The organism is Stenotrophomonas chelatiphaga (assembly GCF_001431535.1).
GTDB lineage: Bacteria > Pseudomonadota > Gammaproteobacteria > Xanthomonadales > Xanthomonadaceae > Stenotrophomonas > Stenotrophomonas chelatiphaga.
In genome coordinates this window covers 20897-37518 of record NZ_LDJK01000047.1, presented here as the reverse complement: position 1 = coordinate 37518, position 16622 = coordinate 20897, and the positions used below count along the sequence as shown (strand labels likewise).

Genomic DNA, 16622 nt, shown 5'->3' with positions numbered 1-16622 from the left:
GGATGGCGAGCCTCCATGGACGGATTCACGGCGATTCCCGCCAACCCACCCCGCCCCACCAGCAAGCAGCCCTGCAGCCTTTGACGTTGCCTTAGCTTCCGCTTGAAAAAGCAGGCGCCGGGCGCAGCCCGGCACACACCCACCAACGCCGTCAGCGCAGCGCGTCCAGCAGGCGATCCGCATCGCCATCATTGGCGGCCGCCGGCACCTGCAGCAGCCGTGCCAGCAACGGATACACATCCACGTTGTCGAACGGCGCGATCACCTGGCCCTGCTTGAACGACGGACCGCGCGCGATGAACACCGCACGCATCGAAGGCAGCGCGTTGTCATAGCCGTGCGATCCCCGATCCTCGTAGCTGCGGCGCGCGATGCTCTCGCGGCTGAGCGCATCCCAGCCCTCGTCCATCTGGCAGATGATCGACGGAATGCGCGGGTTGCTGCCGTAGTGCCAGCGTGCCGGCAGGTCCTGCTTCTTCCAGCACTGGTACTGCGCGTGGCGGCCGAGCAGGGCACGTTCGGCGGCGGCCCGCTGCCCTTCCACCGGCTCGAAACCGATCGACTGGCCCGTGCTGATGTTGCGTGCCAAGCGCGGGTCCACCATGTCTTCGGTGGCGACCACCTGGCCGGGCGCTACCGCTGCCATGCCGTGGTCGGAGACCACCACCACGTTGGTGTCCGCGCTCAATCCGTGCTGCTGCAGGCCATCCAGCAGACGCCCCACCACGGCATCGGCCTGCTTGATCGCCGCGCTGTACTGCACCGAATCCGGACCATGCCGGTGCCCGGCCTTGTCGACCGTCTCCAGGTACAACGTGGCCAGCCGCGCTGCATCGGCATCGGTCTGCCGCAGCCACCCCAGCACGCTGTCGGCGCGTGCTTCCAGTGCGATGCTTTCATCGTAGCGGCGCCATTGGCTGGGCCGGATACCCTTGATTTCCGCTTCGCTGCCCGGCCAGGACCAGGTCGCCGTGCGTACCCCGGCCTGCTCGGCGCTGACCCAGATCGGCTCGCCGCCCCACCATTCCACCCGCGTCACCGTCGCCGCCTCGCTCAGCTTGAAGCGGCCCAGTTCGGCCACGTCCATGCTGTTGTGGATGATGCCGTGGTGGTCCGGGCGCAGGCCGGTGACCAGGGTGTAATGGTTGGGGAAGGTCAACGAAGGATACGAAGGCGTCATCCACTTCGCGCGCACCCCGCCGTCGATGATGCGCTGCAGGTTGGGCGTGATGCCGCGGTCCAGTGCATCGGCGCGCAGCCCATCGATGGAGACCAGCAGCAGTTTGTGCGGCGCGTTTTCCCGCGTCGCTGCCGCAGCAGGGGAGGTTGCGCTGGAGCGCGGCGGGGCGGTGGTACAGGCAGCCAGCGGCAGGATCGCGGCCAGCATCCAGGCAAGGGGGCGTCGAGTCATCGCACCATTCTAGGGCGAGGCGATGACGCACCCAAGACAACCAACGTCACTGGCGCGGGAACAGGCCGCCATCCCCCTGTTCCAGGCGCAGCAGCGCGGCCTTGGTTTCCAGCCCGCCGCCGAAGCCGGTCAGCGCGCCATTGCGGCCGATCACCCGGTGGCACGGCAGCACGATCGGCAACGGATTACGCCCGTTGGCCGCTCCCACCGCGCGGGTCGCGCTGGGTTGGCCAAGCAGGGTCGCCAACTGCAGGTAGCTCCATGTCTGGCCGAACGGGATGCCGGCCAGCGCCGTCCAGACGCGCAGCTGGAACGGCGTGCCGCGCGGTGCCAGCGGCAGATCGAAGTGGGTCCGCTCACCGTGCAGGTACGCCAGCAACTGCTCGCGTGCATCGCGCACGGTGGGCGGGTGGTGTACCCAGTGCCCGCGGCCCTTGGCATCGTGGCGGTTCTGCGGGAACAGGATGTGGGCGATGCCGTGTGCATCGCCGGCAACGGTCAGTTCGCCGATCGGACTGTCGAAACGGTCGTAGTGCAGGGTCATGACGGAACTCCGGTGAACGGGGTGGACAGATGCCACAGGTGCAGCACGGCATAGGCGCGCCACGGACGCCATGGCTGCGAGCGCTGCTCGGCCTGGCGCTCGGTCAGGCGTTTTCCGGGTGTGCCGAGCATCTGCTGCAGCACCAGGTCGCCGGCCGGGAAGGCATCGGGCTGGCCCAGCGCGCGCAGCGCGATGTAGTGCGCGGTCCAGGCGCCGATGCCCGGCAATGCAACGCAGCGCGCCACGAAAGTGTCCAGCTGCTGGCCCGGGCGGAAATCCAGATCACCTGCATCGCAGGCCCGTGCCAGTGCACGCAGGGTTGCCGCGCGCGTTCGCGGCAGGCCGATCGCTTCCAGCGGTGCGTCGGCGAGCTGCGCCGGCTGCGGGAACAGACGGTCCAGTCCGTCCGGCATGCCCGGCAGCGCCCGCCCATACGCCTGCACCAGCCGCCGCGCCAGCGTGGTCGCGGCGGCCACGCTGACCTGTTGCCCCAGCACCGCGCGCACCGCCACTTCGAAGCCCTCCCAGCCGCCGGGCACGCGCAGCCCCGGCCGCAGCGCGATGCCCTGCGCAAGCAGCGGCTCGTCCTGCAGCGTGGCGTGCACCTGGCGCAGGTCGGCATCCAGGTCGAACATGTGGCGTACCCGCCGTACCACGTGCGGAATCTGCCGCGGGTCGACGCCGTCCAGCTGCAGCACCAGCTCGCTGCGGCGGGTATCGGCATGCACCCGCAGCAGGGCAGGGCGCTCGGGCGGACCGATCACGCGTGCATAGCCGTCTTCTTCGATGCGCTCGATGCCGGGAATCATGCGCCGGCGCAGGAACTGCAGCATCAGGCCGAAATCCAGCGGCGGCCGGTAGCCCAATCGCAGGCGCAGGCCCTCACCGGTCTGCGAAGCGGCGCCGGGCAGCCGGCGGATGGCGCTCGGTGGCATGCCGCAGCCCGCCAGGAAGGCATCGTTGAACCGACGCAGGCTGTTGAAGCCCGCCGCCAGCGCGACATCGGTCACCGGCAGGTGGGTTTCGGTCAGCAACTGCTTGGCCTGCAGCAGGCGCTGGGTGGTGTGCAGCTGCAGCGGCGTCACCCCTAGCGCGGCGACGAAAACGCGCTGCAGCTGGCGCGCGCCCACGCCAACGCGTTCGGCCAGTGCGGCCACGCTGGCATCCTGCAGGAAGCCAGCGTGGATCAGCTCCAGTGCCCGGCGCACCGTGTCCTGTTCCAGCCCCTGCTGCGCGGCCGGTGACAGTTCCGGGCGGCAGCGCAGGCACGGTCGGTAGCCGGCTGCGGCAGCGGAGGCCGCGTTCGCGTAATAGGTCACGTTGGACGGCTTCGGCGGCGGCGCCGGGCACACGGGACGGCAATAGATGCCGGTGCTGCGCACGGCAGTGAAGAACAACCCGTCAAAGCGCGCGTCGCGCGCCAGGCGGGCCCGTTCGCAGGTGGCAGTGTCGAGGGCGGCGGGCGAAGGCATGGCCACAGTCTAGGCCGCAGGGCACGGCTGGGCTCGCCATTTTCGGACAGGTATGCCCGTGGCTGGCACGGATTCAGGAAGCGTTGTCGTCACAGTGGGCGCAGGCCCTAGACTGTGATCGTGTCCTCTTCCCGGTTCGATGGTTCATGTCGCCCAGATGGTGCCTGCCCCTGCTATGCCTCGCCCTCGCTTCGTGCAGCAAGCTGGAGAACCCCGGCAACGTCACTGCCAATGAAGCGGCCACACGGGCGCCCCGTGCCGATGGCGACCACATGGTGTCCATCAACGTGGCCGACGCGCCGCGTCCGGTAGCCCCGCCCGCCGAACGCGCTGACCGGCCGTGGCCGGCGGCGTGGCTGGAAAACGGGCAGGCGTGGATCAGCTGCAGCACCGATTACGCCGCCGATCCGGGCGATGGCGAGCCGCTGCCGGGGCTGGAGCGGGCGCAGCTGGAACAGGCACTGCAGCCCTGCGTGGAGCGCGGCCTGCTGCGCGTGCGCTACAGCGGCAAGATCAACCCCGGCTTCGCCGAGCTGAGCTGGCGGCTGGCGGTGGTCGCCGAACAGCTTGGCATCCACAAGCGCATCCTCGACCTGGACTCCAGTGGCGGGCAGGTGGAGTCGGCGATCGTGGCCGGTGATGCCATCGGCGAGTCGGGCTGGACCATCTGGATCCGCGAGGGCTCGATCTGCCACAGCGCCTGCGTGTTCGTGCTGGCGGCCGGTGACAACCGGCTGGTTTCGGGCAAGGTCGGCATCCATCGGATGATGCGGATCAGTTCGAAGGCCACCTCGCGCGCCGAACTCAACCGCGAACTGCAGGAGGTCTACGACAACGTCAAGGATTACCTGCAGCGCAACGGCGTGGCGGTGGGCGTGGCCGACCTGATGATGACCGTGCCCAACCGCAGCCTGCGCCTGCTCAGCGCCGGGGAGCTGCGCCAGTTCGGCCTGGATGGCACCAACGCGGTGCAGGACGATCTGGAGCGGATCAAGCAGATGCGCGCCTGTGGCGATGACTTCGTGCGCCGCAAGGATGCGTTCCTGGTGGCGTTCGACCAGCAGTGCAAGCGCGAAGGCGCGGAACTGGAAGCGGTCAATGCCTGCGGCCAGTCGCTGAAGAAGGAATACGGCTTCCCGGACGAGGTGTGCCCATCGGACAGTCCGCTGTCGGAGATCGACGTGGCGACCCTGCCGCCTGCCCCGGGCGATTCGGCGGACGCAGACGCTGCCATGGAAGCGCCGGGCGCTCCCGGGGCGACCAGCACGGCCGAGCGCCAGCGTGATGCGGGTGCACTGCCGGAGTCGTGAAGCAAGCGGGCGAAGCTGGCGTAGACTGCGGACACTTCTCCTTGAGCGGTGGTGTCCGATGAAGCATTCGTTGATGGTGCTGTCCCTGTTGTTGCCCTTCACCGCCATGGCCCAGCAGCCGGCAGCGCAGCCTGCGCCGCGCACCACTGCAGCGCCGGCAACCGCGCCGGCTACCGCACCGGCAGCGGCACGGCCGGGCACGCCGGCCCAGCAGCTGACCCCGGCCCAGCAGGCCCAGCTGGACAAGCAGAACGCCGAAATGAGTGCGGCCGCCCTGCAGGCCGTGCGCCTGGTCGATGGTGGGCAGGCCGCACAGCTGTGGGACGGCGCCTCGGCGGTAGCACGCAAGGCGGTTGCCCGCGATGCGTTCGCCAAACAGATCGCGGCCGATCGCAGCCGCCTGGGCGCACTGGTAGGACGGGGCCAGCCGAGCATCAGCCGGGTCCGCTTCAATGCCGGTGCGGCGGTGCCTGAGGGCCTGTACCTCAACGTGACCTACCCCACCCGTTTCGAGAAGAGCGCCCAGCCGGTCCGCGAGCTGGTCAGCTTCCGCCTGGACGAGGACCGCGTCTGGCGCCTGGCCGGTTACAGCGTCCGCGCGCCGGGGACCTGAGCCATGGCCATCGAACTGCAGATGCTGGCCTGGGCCGGTGTGCTCGGGCTGGCGCAGGTGATGCTGGCGGCCGCGGCGATCACCCGCGAACGCGGCACGCGCTGGAACGCGTCAGCCCGCGATGGCCAGGCGCCGCCACCGGGGCTGCTGGCGGGGCGGCTGCAACGCGCGCAGGCCAACTTCCTGGAAACCTTCGCCGTGTTCGCCGCTGCCGCCATCGCGGTGGTGGTGGCGGGCAGGCAGGACAGCAGCACGGCGTTGGCGGTGCAGCTGTACTTCTGGGCGCGACTGGCGTACGTGCCGCTGTATGCGGCCGGCATCCCTTACGTGCGCAGCCTGGCATGGGTGGTGTCGCTGGTCGGTATCCTGATGCTGCTGTGGGCCCTGCTGTGAACCGTCACTGCCACGCCTGATCCAGATCAAGGACGCGCGCGTGCCGGCGTCGCTATGCTGGCGCCGGACATGACATCGGAGGGCAGCAGCATGCACGGCACGGATGTGGTGGTGGTGGGCGCAGGCCCGGCCGGGCTCTGCTTCGCGCGCTCGCTGGCAGGCAGTGGCCTGCAGGTGACCGTGGTCGAACCGCAATCGCGCCAGGCGCTGGCCGAGGCGGCGTTCGATGGCCGCGAAATCGCGCTGACCCATGCTTCACGACAGATCCTCGAACAGCTGCAGCTGTGGGACAGGCTGCCGGCGGCCGAGGTCGCCGAACTGCGTGAGGCGCGGGTGCTGGATGGGCGCTCGCCGTTCGCGCTGACCTTCGCCAGCGACCACCGCAGCGGCGATCCGCTGGGCTGGCTGGTGCCCAACCACCTGATCCGTCGCGCGGCGTGGGATGCCGTGCAGGACCAGCCCGGCCTGGAGCTTCGCGACGGGCGCCGGGTGCAGGGCGTGCGCGCGGTCGACGGTGGCCAGCAGGTGCTGCTCGACGACGGCAGCACCGTGCAGGCAAGGCTGGTGGTGGCGGCCGACAGTCGGTTTTCGTCCACCCGGCGCATGCTGGGGATCGGTGCGCGCCTGCAGGACTTCGGCAAGACCATGCTGGTCTGCCGGATGCAGGTCGAGCGCGACCACCACCACACGGCGTGGGAATGGTTCGGCTATGGCCGCACGATGGCCCTGCTGCCGCTTAACGGTGGTCTGGCATCGGCGGTGATCACCCTGCCGCCGCGACAGGCCGAGGCCCTGCTGGCGATGGATGAGGACGCGTTCGGTGAAGCGGTCAGTGGGCTCTTCGAACACCGGCTGGGCCGCATGCAGCCGGTCGCCACGCCGCAGGCGTATCCGCTGGTGGGCGTGTACGCCGAACGCTTCATCGCCGCCGCTGCGGCCTTGATCGGAGACGCTGCGGTAGGCATGCATCCGGTGACCGCGCATGGATTCAACCTGGGCCTGGCCAGCCAGCAGCGGCTGGCGCGCGGGGTCATCGCGCAGCAGGCGCGGGGCGGCGATATCGCCGATGCACGCATGCTGGCCCGCTACCAGCGCGGGCACCGACTGGCCTCGCGGCCGCTGTACGAGGCCACCAACGCCATCGCCCGGGTGTACACCGATGATCGCGTGCCGGCGCGGCTGCTGCGGGCGGCCGGGCTGCGCATCGCGCAGGGCGTGCGCCCGTTCCGCCGGCTGATCGCCGACCGGCTTACCCAGCCCGTGGCAGGGTAGCGGCCGCCCACCGTCGCGTACCGACGGGGCTTACTCTGCTTCGGGCGGCAGCGCCAGCACGTGGATCACGCTGTCGTTGAATTCCACCTGCTGGCCCGCGCGGATCTTGCAGGCCTTGCGCAGTTCAACGGCCCCATCGACCAGCACCAGGCCCTCGCTGATGGCCATCTTGGCTTCGCCGCCACTGCTCACCAGGTCGGTCAGCTTGAGCAGCTGCTTCAGCTCGACGTACTCGCCGTCGAGGTCGAATTCAAGGATCTGCATGGGGTATTCCTGAAAAGAACGGCGCCCATTGTGCGGCAGCTGCGACGCTGGCGCACCGGGTCCGGCGGTGGCCGGGCAGGCGATGATGACATGCCGTGCACGTCGTTCATGCAAGGTGCTGTAAGCTATGCACTCGAAAAAGCGCCGGGGCACGCGTCAGAAGGGCGCCCTAAGCGCAAAATACCCCCCTTTTTTCGCCTGCCACGTTCGTGGCAGTGCCTTCGGAGTTCCCCATGTCCCAAGATACCCAGGCGCCGCTGCAGTTCGCGCAGCTCGGCCTTTCCGAGCCCGTGATGCAGGCGGTTGCCGCCGTCGGTTACGAAACCCCCTCGCCGATCCAGGCCGCCACCATCCCGGCGATGCTGGAAGGCCGCGACGTGCTGGGCCAGGCCCAGACCGGCACCGGCAAGACCGCAGCGTTCGCGCTGCCGGTACTGTCCAACATCGACCTGCAGCAGAGCAAGCCGCAGGCCCTGGTGCTGGCCCCGACCCGCGAACTGGCCATCCAGGTCGCCGAGGCCTTCCAGACCTATTCGTCGAAGATCCCCGGTTTCCGCGTGCTGCCGGTGTACGGCGGCCAGCCGTATGCCACCCAGCTGTCCGCGCTGCGTCGTGGCGTGCACATCGTGGTGGGCACCCCCGGCCGCGTCATCGACCATCTCAACCGCGGCACGCTGGACCTGTCCGAGCTGAAGACGCTGGTGCTGGACGAAGCCGATGAAATGCTGCGCATGGGCTTCATCGACGACGTCGAAGCGGTGCTGAAGAAGCTGCCGGAGAAGCGCCAGGTGGCGCTGTTCTCGGCCACCATGCCGCCGGCCATCCGTCGCATCGCCCAGACCTACCTGAAGGATCCGGCCGAAGTCACCATCGCCAACAAGACGACCACCTCGGCGAACATCCGCCAGCGTTACTGGTGGGTGAGCGGCATGCACAAGCTGGATGCGCTGACCCGCATCCTGGAAGTCGAGCCGTTCGATGCGATGATCATCTTCGCCCGCACCAAGGCCGGCACCGAAGAGCTGGCCGGCAAGCTGCAGGCGCGTGGCCTGGCCGCTGCCGCCATCAACGGCGACATGCAGCAGGCCCAGCGCGAGCGCACCATCGCCATGCTGAAGGAAGGCAAGCTGGACATCCTGGTCGCCACCGACGTGGCCGCGCGCGGCCTGGACGTGGAACGCATCAGCCACGTGCTGAACTACGACATCCCGTACGACACCGAAAGCTACGTGCACCGCATCGGCCGTACCGGCCGTGCCGGCCGCAGCGGTGAGGCGATCCTGTTCGCCACCCCGCGCGAAAAGGGCATGCTGCGCCAGATCGAGCGCGCCACCCGCCAGCCGATCGAAGAAATGCAGCTGCCCAGCGTGGAAGCGGTCAACGACAACCGCGTCAACAAGTTCACCGCGCGCATCAGCGAAACGCTGGGCCAGGGCGGCCTGGACTTCTACCGCCAGCTGCTGGAGCGTTTCGAAGGCGAGAACAACGTGCCGGCGATCGACGTCGCCGCCGCGCTGGCCAAGATGATGCAGGGTGACACCCCGTTCCTGCTGCAGCCGCCGGTGCGTGCGCCGCGCGAAGAGCGTGCTCCGCGCGAGCGGTTCGAGCGCACCGAGCGTCCGGAGCGGAGCGACCGCTTCGATCGCGGCGACCGCCCGAAGTTCGACCGCGCCCCGCGTGCGGAAGGCGAAGGTTTCCAGGAGCGTCCGCGCCGTGAGATGCCGCCTCGCGGTGCACCGGAGCAGGGCATGGAGACCTTCCGTATCGAAGTGGGCCACCAGCATGGCGTGAAGCCGGCCAACATCGTCGGCGCCATCGCCAACGAAGCCGGGCTGGAAAGCCGCTTCATCGGTCGCATCGACATCCACGATGGTTTCTCGGTGCTCGACCTGCCGATCGACATGCCGCAGGACGTGCTGACCCACCTGAAGAAGGTCTGGGTGTCCGGCCAGCAGCTCAACATGCGCCGCGTGGAGCCGGGCGAGGACATCAGCCAGGCACCCCGTGCCCCGTCCAAGCCGCGTTTCGACAAGGGCGGTCCGCGCCGCAGTGGTCCGGGTGGTCCGGGTGCCCCGGGCGGCAATGATCGTCCGCCGCGCCGCGAAGGCTTCAAGCCGCGTGGTCCGCGCAACTTCTGATCCGCGCGTGATCGGTTGAATCCAACGCCAGCCTCCGGGCTGGCGTTTTTTTTTGTCCCGGGACAATGCTGTGGCCAGCGGCGGGTGGTTTCGCATGGTGCAGACAGCGCCGGGTCTAGCGTGCATGATGTGAAGGCGGCAAGCAGGACCAACCACGGATTCGGGGGTTCCATGTATGGCTGAAGCCGGTGCGGGGATGCGACCAGGTGCCAGGACGCGCGGTCTTACGCTGCGCTTCGCCCTGCTGACCGGCATGGCCGTCGGTCTGGTGGGCATTTCCGCGCTCATCCAGGAGTTGCAGGCCGCGTCCACCGCGTGGATCGTCGGCCAGAGCCACTGGTCGCGCGCGCAGCAGCAGGCAGTGGCCTCGCTGCAGCAGTATCTGGACAGCGGCCAGCCGGGGCACCTGCAACAGGCCCGCGCGCAGCTGGATGTTCCGCTGGCCGACCTCGAAGCGCGCCGCGCGCTGGAGCGCGACCCACCCGATACCGCCGCCGCCCGCGCCGCGTTCCTGCGCGGCAACAACGCCAAGGGCGACCTCAATCGGCTGATTCTTTCCTACCGTCATGGCAGGGACCTGGCCTATTTCCGCGAGGCCTCCCGACTGTGGCGGGAGACCGACGCGCCGCTGCTGGAGATCGCCCGCATCGGCGATGACCTGGAGCGCCGGATCGCCGCCGGGCCCATCGAAGGCGACCAGGCCAGGGCGTACCAGCAGCGGCTGCAGCAGCTGGACCTGCAGCTGCAGGACACGGCGCGCAGCTTCTCGCTCGCGCTGGTGCACATGTCCTCGCTGGTGCGCTTGACCACCTTGATTGTCGGCGCCCTGTCGGTGGTGGCCATCGCCATCGTGGCGGTGCTGCTGGCGCGGCGCGTGCGCATCGACCTGATGGATCAGGAGGCGCGCTTCCGTGCGGCGTTCTACCAGGCCAGCGTGGGCATGCTGAAGATCGATGGCGGCGGCGGCCTGATGGAGGTCAACCAGGCGCTGTCCGACCTGCTGCAACGATCACGCGACCAGCTGGTGCACATGCACCTGCGCGAGCTGCTTGCCGATGGCGAGCTGGTGCTGGATGGCAACGGCGAGATCGACTGGCCGCGGCAATTGAAGGCCGGAGAGCTGCGCTTCCTGCGCGCCGATGGCAGCCTGATGTGGGGACGCTGGAGCGGCACGGCGGTGCCGCGCGGCAAGCAGGGCATTTCGATATTTGCCATCGTCGAAGACGTGACCCAGAACCACGCACTCGTGCGTGAGGTGCAGCACCACGCCAGCCACGATGCGTTGACCGGGCTGATCAACCGCCGCGAGATCGAGCGGCTGCTCGAACAGGCCCTGCAGCAGGTACGCAACGAGGGCGGCGTGCATGCGCTGTGCCACCTCAATCTGGACCATTTCAAGCTGGTCAATGACACGGTAGGGCACGCGGCGGGCGACCAGATGCTGCGTGCGTTCGCCGAGCACCTGAAGGGCGCGGTGCGCGATGGCGACTGGGTGGGACGCTTGGGCGCCGATGAGTTCGCGCTGTTCCTCGCGCGTGCCAGCCAGGATGAAGCGCGGCAGGTGCTGCACCGGGTGATCCGCACGCTGGGCCAGGCCGGCATCCAGTTCGGCGAAGACACGCTGAAGATCAGTTGCAGCGTGGGCGTGGTCGAAGTGGGCGCCGATACGCCGGACGTGAACTGGTTGATGGGCGCAGCCGACAGTGCGTGCTATGCCGCGAAGCAGGCCGGGCGCAACCGCGTGCACTGCTTCAACGAAGACCGCATGGCGCTGGATGAGAGGCGCAGCGAGGCCGAGCGCCTGCGCCGCGTCAGCCATGCCATCGCCGACAACCGCATGCTGCTGTACGCCCAGCGCATCGCTACCGTCGGCGATCCGGGCTACCTGCATTACGAAGTGCTGGTAAGGATGCGCGATGAGCAGGGCGTGCTGCATGGCCCGGGCGAATTCATCGCAGCGGTCGAGCGCTACGGTATGGGAATGTCGCTGGACCGCTGCGTGCTGTCGATGCTGTTCCGCCACCTGCAGGTGTGTCCCGCGCACGTGGCGCGGCTGGGCCTGTGCAACGTCAATGTCTCGGCGCAGTCGATCGCCGAGCCCAGTTTCCTGGCCTTCGTCAGTGACCTGCTGGAACGCAACCGGACACTGGCCAAGCGGCTGTGTTTCGAGATCACCGAAACGGCGGTGATCAGCAACCTTGCGCAGGCGCGGGAGTTCATCGATGCGGTGAAGGCGCGCGGCTGCCGCATCGCGCTGGATGACTTCGGCTCGGGACTCTCGTCCTTCGGTTACCTGCGGCAGCTGCCGGCGGACCTGCTGAAGATCGATGGCACCTTCGTGCGCGACATGCAGACCGACCCGGTCAGCCGTGCCACCGTGCGCGCCATCGCCGCGCTGGGGCGCGAACTGCAGTTGGAGGTGATCGCCGAATGGGTGGAAACCGAAGTGCAGGCAGCGCAGCTGGTGGAGATGGGCGTGCAGGGCCTGCAGGGGTATGCGATCGAGCGTCCGCAGCCGTTGGAGCGGATCACCCAGACCGCCCTGCACCCGGTGCGCCAGGACACGCACGGCAAGTGGCTGGGTCGCGGCTGAAGCGCGTGCTCGCCCGCGCGCGGCGGCGGTCCGGCGTGAAATCAGCCGGGCTGCGATAATCTCCCGACATGGATGGCAAGCAGGCGGGTGGTGCGTGGGGAGCACGATAGTACGGTCGGGCCGCTGGAACAGGGGCGGGTGGGTGCTGGCTGCGGTGCTGCTGTCCGGCCTGCTGTCATTGTGCAATGCCGCCGCGGCACCGCAGCCGGTGCGCGACTACCTGCTGCTGGGCGGACCGACCGACGAGCCGACGCCCCATCGCGCCTGTGCCCCTTACATGCTGCGCGGACAGCGCCAACAGCTGGATATTCCCGCCCCGGAAGGCGGCTGGTCGGGCCAGCCGCAGGCGTTGGATATCTTCAACGTCTATGCGGGCGAAGTGTCGATACGCCACGGCGACCGTGAGATCTGCGGCAACATGGGCGATGCCCGCACGCGGGATTCGCGCTTCCGCGCCGGCATCGGCATGGTCACCGTGCCCCGCGCCGGAAGCCTGGAGCCGATCCATGTGTCCTGGGCGACACCGCTCAAGGAGCGTTGGGGCCCTACGCTGCGGCTCGGCGCGCCCAGTCCGGTACAGCAACGCGATACCGCGCGGTTGCTGGTGCGTACCGCCTGCGTGGCGGTTGCGCTGGCGCTGGCACTGTCGGCGCTGATGGGATTTTTAACCTCCCGCGACCGTATTTTCCTCGTCTACGTTGGTGCCTGCGCGGTATTCGTGCTGTGGCAGGCCGTGCTGGGGGGACTGAGTGGGTATCCGGAACCGTGGTTCCCGATCGGCGTGGACAGTGCCTGGTGGCTGGTTGGCCTGACCGCCTGCGCACAGGCCGTGCTGCTGCCGATGCTGTGGCGACTCAACGCAGGCGACCGCGCCTGGCCGCGTTCGCGTGGCGTGGTGTCGGCCGTGAGTGGCGCCTTGTTCGCGGTGGCGCTGCTGGTGCCCTGGATGGACTGGACGCTGCTGGGCTGGACCTCGGACGTGCTGGAGGCGGCGCACTTCACCGGCTGCATGGCGGCCTTGCTGGCAGGCGTATGGGCGTGGTCGCGCAGTGACCGCTGGGCCAGTATCGGCCTGGTGGCGCTGGCCCCGTTCCTGGTGATGATCGTCGCCGACCTGGCCCGTGCGCAATGGCTGCTGGCGCACCGTGTGGAAGCCCTGCAGCTGGGCGTGACCTGGTTGCTGATGATGGCCGCCTATGCGCTCAACCAGCGCCTGGGCAACCTGCGCGAACAACGTGACCAGATGCGCCAACTGGCCGACACCGACGCACTGACCGGGCTGCCCAATCGCCGCGCCGGGCTGCGCGAGCTCGGCGTGCAGATCGAACGCGCGCGTGCCGAGGGCGCACCGCTGGTGATCGGTTTCCTCGACATCGACCTGTTCAAGGAAATCAACGATCGCCATGGCCACGAGACCGGCGATGCGGTGCTGCAGGCGGTGGCCGGGGCCTTGCGCGGCGCCCTGCGCGGCCGTGACGAGGTGTTCCGGATGGGCGGGGAGGAATTCCTTCTGCTGTTGCCGGGCGCTCCGCGCGATGTCGCCGCGGCGCGGCTGCAGCAGGTGGGGCGCCGGATCACCGAGGCCGGGGTGGCGCTGCAGGTGGACGGCCTGGCACTGACCGCCAGCATCGGCCTGGCCCAGTGGCGGCCTGACCATGATGACCTGGCCGGACTGCTGCGCCGGGCCGACCATGCGATGTACGGGGCCAAGCGCGCCGGACGTGACCGTGTGATGGACGGTGAACAGCTGGACGCGGTGCGCCCGCTCTGAACGGATGCCGTGGGCGCGACAATGCCGGATAATGGGGGCATGACCATCCGCATCAACAAATACATCGCCGAAACCGGCTTCTGCTCCCGTCGCGAGGCCGACCGGCTGATCAGCGAACGTCGCGTCACTGTCAATGGACGTCCCGCCGGTACCGGCGCGGTGGTCGGCGAAGAGGACAAGGTGCTGGTCGACGGCCAGCCCCTGCGTGCCCGCCAGGCCAGCCGCCCGGGCGGTCGCCGCCACGTCTACATCGTGCTCAACAAGCCGGTCGGGGTGACCTGCACCACCGAAAGTTCGGTGAAGGGGAACATCGTCGAGTTCGTCGGTCATGAGCAGCGCATCTTCCCGATCGGCCGGCTCGACAAGGATTCGGAAGGCCTGATCCTGATGACCAGCAACGGCGACATCGTCAACCAGATCCTGCGTGCGGAAAACGGCCACCAGAAGGAATACCTGGTCGCGGTGAACAAGCCGGTGACCGACGAGTTCCTGCGCGCGATGGCCCGCGGTGTGCGCATCCACGACCAGATGACCCTGCCGTGCCGTACCTCGCGTATCGCCAAGTTCGGGTTCCGCATCACCCTGCAGCAGGGGCTCAACCGGCAGATCCGCCTGATGGCCGCCGAGTTCGGTTTCCGGGTCACCCAGCTGCGTCGCGTGCGCATCGACAACATCAAGATCGGCGCGCTCAAGCCGGGCCAGTGGCGCAACCTCAGCGAGCCGGAACTGCGCGGGCTGCTGCCGGGGCAACTGGACTGGTAAGACCCGGCCTGGCCGCGCCATGCCCGGTGGCTTTCCTCTAGACTGGGTGTCAGCTGCCATCACTCGAGTGCTGGATGATCAAGCCCGACAAGCCTGCCAATGAAGCGCATCGCCTGGATGCGCTGCACCGCTACCGGATCCTGGACTCGGAGAAGGAGCAGACCTTCGAGGATCTTGTCACCATCGCCAAGGCGGTGGCCGGCACGTCCATGGCAGCGGTCACCCTGATCGATGCCGAGCGGCAATGGTTCAAGTCGGTGCAGGGCGTGGAGACGGCCGAGCTGCCGCGCGATGCGTCGATGTGCGGGCATGCGATCCTGAGCCCGCGCGAGGTCATGGTGATCGAGGATGCGCGCCTGGATGCGCGCTTCCATGACAACCCGATCGTGGTGGGTGCCCCCGGCGTACGCTTCTATGCCGGTGCTCCGCTGATCAGCAACGAGGGTCTTCCCCTGGGCACGCTGTGCGTGTTCGATTCGCAGCCGCATCAGCTCGAACCGGACCGTGCCAAGGCACTGGCGGCACTTTCGCGGCAGGTGATGGTAGTGATGGAGCTGCGCCGGTTCGCGCTGGACATCCAGCAGCACATGCAGGAGCGCGATGACTACGAACGGCTGCTCGCTGATTACCATGACGTGCTGTTGGCGCAGAACGCGGACCTGGCCGAGCAGAGCCGTACCGATGCGCTGACCGGGCTGCCCAACCGGCGGGCCATGGCGATGGCGCTGGATGCAGCCGTGGCCGACACCGAGGGGCAGCCGCGGCAGACCTGCGTGGCGCTGCTCGACATCGATCATTTCAAGCGCATCAACGATTTCCAGGGGCACGCCACCGGCGACCGCGTGTTGGCCGAACTGGGGCGCCTGCTGCGTGGCCAGTTTGCCGGCGCCGGCATGGCGGCGCGTTACGGCGGCGAAGAGTTCGTGCTGCTGCTGCCGGACACCGACCTGCGCACCGCTGAACTGCAATGCGATTTCCTGCGCATGGCGGTGGCCGACCTGCCGCTGGGATTCCCGGTGACCGTCAGCATCGGCGTGGCCGCGCACCGCAGCGGTGACCCGACCGACCGCACCATCGAACGCGCCGACGCTGCCCTGTACCGGGCCAAGGCGGCCGGCCGCAACCGCGTGGAGACCGCCGGATGAATCCGGTCAGATCAGTTCGGGGTGCTGCACCGGGCGCCGGCGATTGAGCAGCGGGTGCAGGAAGACGGCGCCGACGATGACCGCCACGCCGACGTAGAACCAGCCGGCGACTTCATGTTGTTCGCGCAGCAGTACCACCGCCAGGATGACCGCATACACCGGCTCCAGGTTGGTCACCAGCTGCACGGTGTAGGCGCTGAGGTGGCGCAGCGCGACCAGCGCCAGAGCGAAGGGCAGCAGCGTGCAGAAGCCGGCCAGCACCAGCAGCAGGATGCCGTCATGCAGGTTCGGTAGCACCCATAGCGGGCTGGCGAGGGCGGGCAGCAGGAACGGCATCAACGGTGCCAGCAGGGTCAGGGTCAGGGTGCCGGCACCCAGTTCCAGCGCGGTGACGGTCAGTGGGTCGGCATGGCTGACCATGCGCTTGTTGAGCGAACCGAACACCGCCACCAGCAGGGCCGACATCGCGCCGACCAGCACTCCCAGGCGCATGCCTTCCGGGACGCCGCCGACCACCAGCGCCACGCCAGGCAGCACCGCGATGCCGAACAGCAGTTCGCGCAGCTGGAAGGGGCGCTTGGCCACCCAGGGTTCGATGATGGAGGTGAACACCGGAGCCAGCGCGATGCAGGTGGCGGCAACGGAGGCGTTGGCCAGCTTCACCGCGCCGTAGAAGGTGAGCCAGTGCAGCGCAACCAGGGCGCCGATCCCGGAGTAAGCCGCGACCACCCGCCATGGCATGTTGAGCAGGCCGCGCCACACCCGCGGCAGCAGCGCCAGCATGGCCACCACCAGCAGCATGCGCCACCACACCAGCGGCAGCGCGGGCAGGGTGATCAGCTTGCCGAGGATGGCGGTGATGCCCCACAGCAGCACGCAGAAATGGATCTGGAAAAGGGCTTTGCGGGTATCGGGGCTGCTCATCGCGGTATTG

The 16622-nt window shown here is 68.6% G+C and carries 14 protein-coding genes; 9 read left to right on the top strand and 5 right to left on the bottom strand.

Features of this window, described 5'->3' with window-relative positions; translation table 11 throughout:
• Positions 1 to 151: 151 nt before the first annotated feature.
• From ABB28_RS11070 to ABB28_RS11060, 3 genes are read right to left on the bottom strand one after another with little or no spacing between them, the layout of a single operon-like run.
• Positions 152 to 1411: an alkaline phosphatase family protein gene (locus tag ABB28_RS11070; RefSeq protein WP_057508686.1), complete on the bottom strand. Its 1260-nt coding sequence runs from the start codon at positions 1409 to 1411 to the stop codon at positions 152 to 154.
• Positions 1412 to 1457: 46 nt separating this feature from the next.
• Positions 1458 to 1955 (bottom strand): methylated-DNA--[protein]-cysteine S-methyltransferase, encoded by a 498-nt coding sequence (locus tag ABB28_RS11065; protein ID WP_057508685.1) that lies wholly within the window; start codon positions 1953 to 1955, stop codon positions 1458 to 1460.
• Positions 1952 to 3427, bottom strand: a complete 1476-nt coding sequence (locus tag ABB28_RS11060; protein WP_057508684.1) for an AlkA N-terminal domain-containing protein — start codon at positions 3425 to 3427, stop codon at positions 1952 to 1954. The genes ABB28_RS11065 and ABB28_RS11060 overlap by 4 nt, the downstream gene beginning before the upstream one ends.
• A 146-nt stretch (positions 3428 to 3573) precedes the next feature.
• Here ABB28_RS11060 and ABB28_RS11055 point away from each other — a divergent pair, with 146 nt between their 5' ends.
• The 4 genes from ABB28_RS11055 (at position 3574) to ubiM (ending at position 7015) form a co-directional block, all read left to right on the top strand.
• On the top strand, positions 3574 to 4737 hold the full coding sequence (locus ABB28_RS11055) for a COG3904 family protein (protein ID WP_057508683.1): 1164 nt from the start codon (positions 3574 to 3576) through the stop codon (positions 4735 to 4737).
• A gap of 58 nt (positions 4738 to 4795) precedes the next feature.
• The gene (locus ABB28_RS11050) at positions 4796 to 5350 is read left to right on the top strand and encodes a DUF4019 domain-containing protein (RefSeq protein ID WP_057508682.1); all 555 of its coding nucleotides are present in this window, start codon (positions 4796 to 4798) and stop codon (positions 5348 to 5350) included.
• Between the two features lie 3 nt (positions 5351 to 5353).
• Positions 5354 to 5743 (top strand): MAPEG family protein, encoded by a 390-nt coding sequence (locus tag ABB28_RS11045; protein WP_042615305.1) that lies wholly within the window; start codon positions 5354 to 5356, stop codon positions 5741 to 5743.
• Between the two features lie 90 nt (positions 5744 to 5833).
• Positions 5834 to 7015, top strand: a complete 1182-nt coding sequence (gene ubiM / locus ABB28_RS11040) for a 5-demethoxyubiquinol-8 5-hydroxylase UbiM (RefSeq protein WP_057508688.1) — start codon at positions 5834 to 5836, stop codon at positions 7013 to 7015.
• Between the two features lie 30 nt (positions 7016 to 7045).
• Here ubiM and ABB28_RS11035 read toward each other — a convergent pair whose 3' ends face one another.
• Positions 7046 to 7279, bottom strand: a complete 234-nt coding sequence (locus tag ABB28_RS11035) for an RNA-binding S4 domain-containing protein (RefSeq protein WP_057508681.1) — start codon at positions 7277 to 7279, stop codon at positions 7046 to 7048.
• A 233-nt stretch (positions 7280 to 7512) separates the two neighbouring features.
• Between ABB28_RS11035 and ABB28_RS11030 the strand changes: the two genes are divergently transcribed.
• From ABB28_RS11030 to ABB28_RS11010, 5 genes are all read left to right on the top strand, one after another.
• Entirely contained in the window at positions 7513 to 9417 is a 1905-nt protein-coding gene (locus ABB28_RS11030; RefSeq protein WP_057508680.1) for a DEAD/DEAH box helicase, read from the top strand.
• 196 nt (positions 9418 to 9613) lie between these two features.
• On the top strand, positions 9614 to 12010 hold the full coding sequence (locus tag ABB28_RS11025) for a putative bifunctional diguanylate cyclase/phosphodiesterase (RefSeq protein WP_245625333.1): 2397 nt from the start codon (positions 9614 to 9616) through the stop codon (positions 12008 to 12010).
• A gap of 142 nt (positions 12011 to 12152) precedes the next feature.
• Entirely contained in the window at positions 12153 to 13781 is a 1629-nt protein-coding gene (locus ABB28_RS11020) for a GGDEF domain-containing protein (RefSeq protein WP_057508678.1), read from the top strand.
• A 39-nt stretch (positions 13782 to 13820) separates the two neighbouring features.
• On the top strand, positions 13821 to 14543 hold the full coding sequence (locus ABB28_RS11015) for a pseudouridine synthase (protein WP_057508677.1): 723 nt from the start codon (positions 13821 to 13823) through the stop codon (positions 14541 to 14543).
• Between the two features lie 74 nt (positions 14544 to 14617).
• Positions 14618 to 15688 (top strand): GGDEF domain-containing protein, encoded by a 1071-nt coding sequence (locus tag ABB28_RS11010; RefSeq protein WP_057508676.1) that lies wholly within the window; start codon positions 14618 to 14620, stop codon positions 15686 to 15688.
• A gap of 6 nt (positions 15689 to 15694) precedes the next feature.
• Here ABB28_RS11010 and ABB28_RS11005 read toward each other — a convergent pair whose 3' ends face one another.
• Complete coding sequence (locus ABB28_RS11005) at positions 15695 to 16612, bottom strand: DMT family transporter (protein ID WP_057508675.1); 918 nt, start codon at positions 16610 to 16612, stop codon at positions 15695 to 15697.
• Positions 16613 to 16622 lie beyond the last annotated feature (10 nt).

Excerpts from the sequence above, each read along its gene's own strand:
- ABB28_RS11070 (WP_057508686.1), bottom strand. The coding sequence starts at position 1,411 with ATGACTCGACGCCCCCTTGCCTGGATGCTGGCCGCGATCCTGCCGCTG.
- ABB28_RS11065 (WP_057508685.1), bottom strand. The coding sequence starts at position 1,955 with ATGACCCTGCACTACGACCGTTTCGACAGTCCGATCGGCGAACTGACC.
- ABB28_RS11060 (WP_057508684.1), bottom strand. The coding sequence starts at position 3,427 with ATGCCTTCGCCCGCCGCCCTCGACACTGCCACCTGCGAACGGGCCCGC.
- ABB28_RS11055 (WP_057508683.1), top strand. The coding sequence starts at position 3,574 with ATGTCGCCCAGATGGTGCCTGCCCCTGCTATGCCTCGCCCTCGCTTCG.
- ABB28_RS11050 (WP_057508682.1), top strand. The coding sequence starts at position 4,796 with ATGAAGCATTCGTTGATGGTGCTGTCCCTGTTGTTGCCCTTCACCGCC.
- ABB28_RS11045 (WP_042615305.1), top strand. The coding sequence starts at position 5,354 with ATGGCCATCGAACTGCAGATGCTGGCCTGGGCCGGTGTGCTCGGGCTG.
- ubiM (WP_057508688.1), top strand. The coding sequence starts at position 5,834 with ATGCACGGCACGGATGTGGTGGTGGTGGGCGCAGGCCCGGCCGGGCTC.
- ABB28_RS11035 (WP_057508681.1), bottom strand. The coding sequence starts at position 7,279 with ATGCAGATCCTTGAATTCGACCTCGACGGCGAGTACGTCGAGCTGAAG.
- ABB28_RS11030 (WP_057508680.1), top strand. The coding sequence starts at position 7,513 with ATGTCCCAAGATACCCAGGCGCCGCTGCAGTTCGCGCAGCTCGGCCTT.
- ABB28_RS11025 (WP_245625333.1), top strand. The coding sequence starts at position 9,614 with ATGCGACCAGGTGCCAGGACGCGCGGTCTTACGCTGCGCTTCGCCCTG.
- ABB28_RS11015 (WP_057508677.1), top strand. The coding sequence starts at position 13,821 with ATGACCATCCGCATCAACAAATACATCGCCGAAACCGGCTTCTGCTCC.
- ABB28_RS11010 (WP_057508676.1), top strand. The coding sequence starts at position 14,618 with ATGATCAAGCCCGACAAGCCTGCCAATGAAGCGCATCGCCTGGATGCG.
- ABB28_RS11005 (WP_057508675.1), bottom strand. The coding sequence starts at position 16,612 with ATGAGCAGCCCCGATACCCGCAAAGCCCTTTTCCAGATCCATTTCTGC.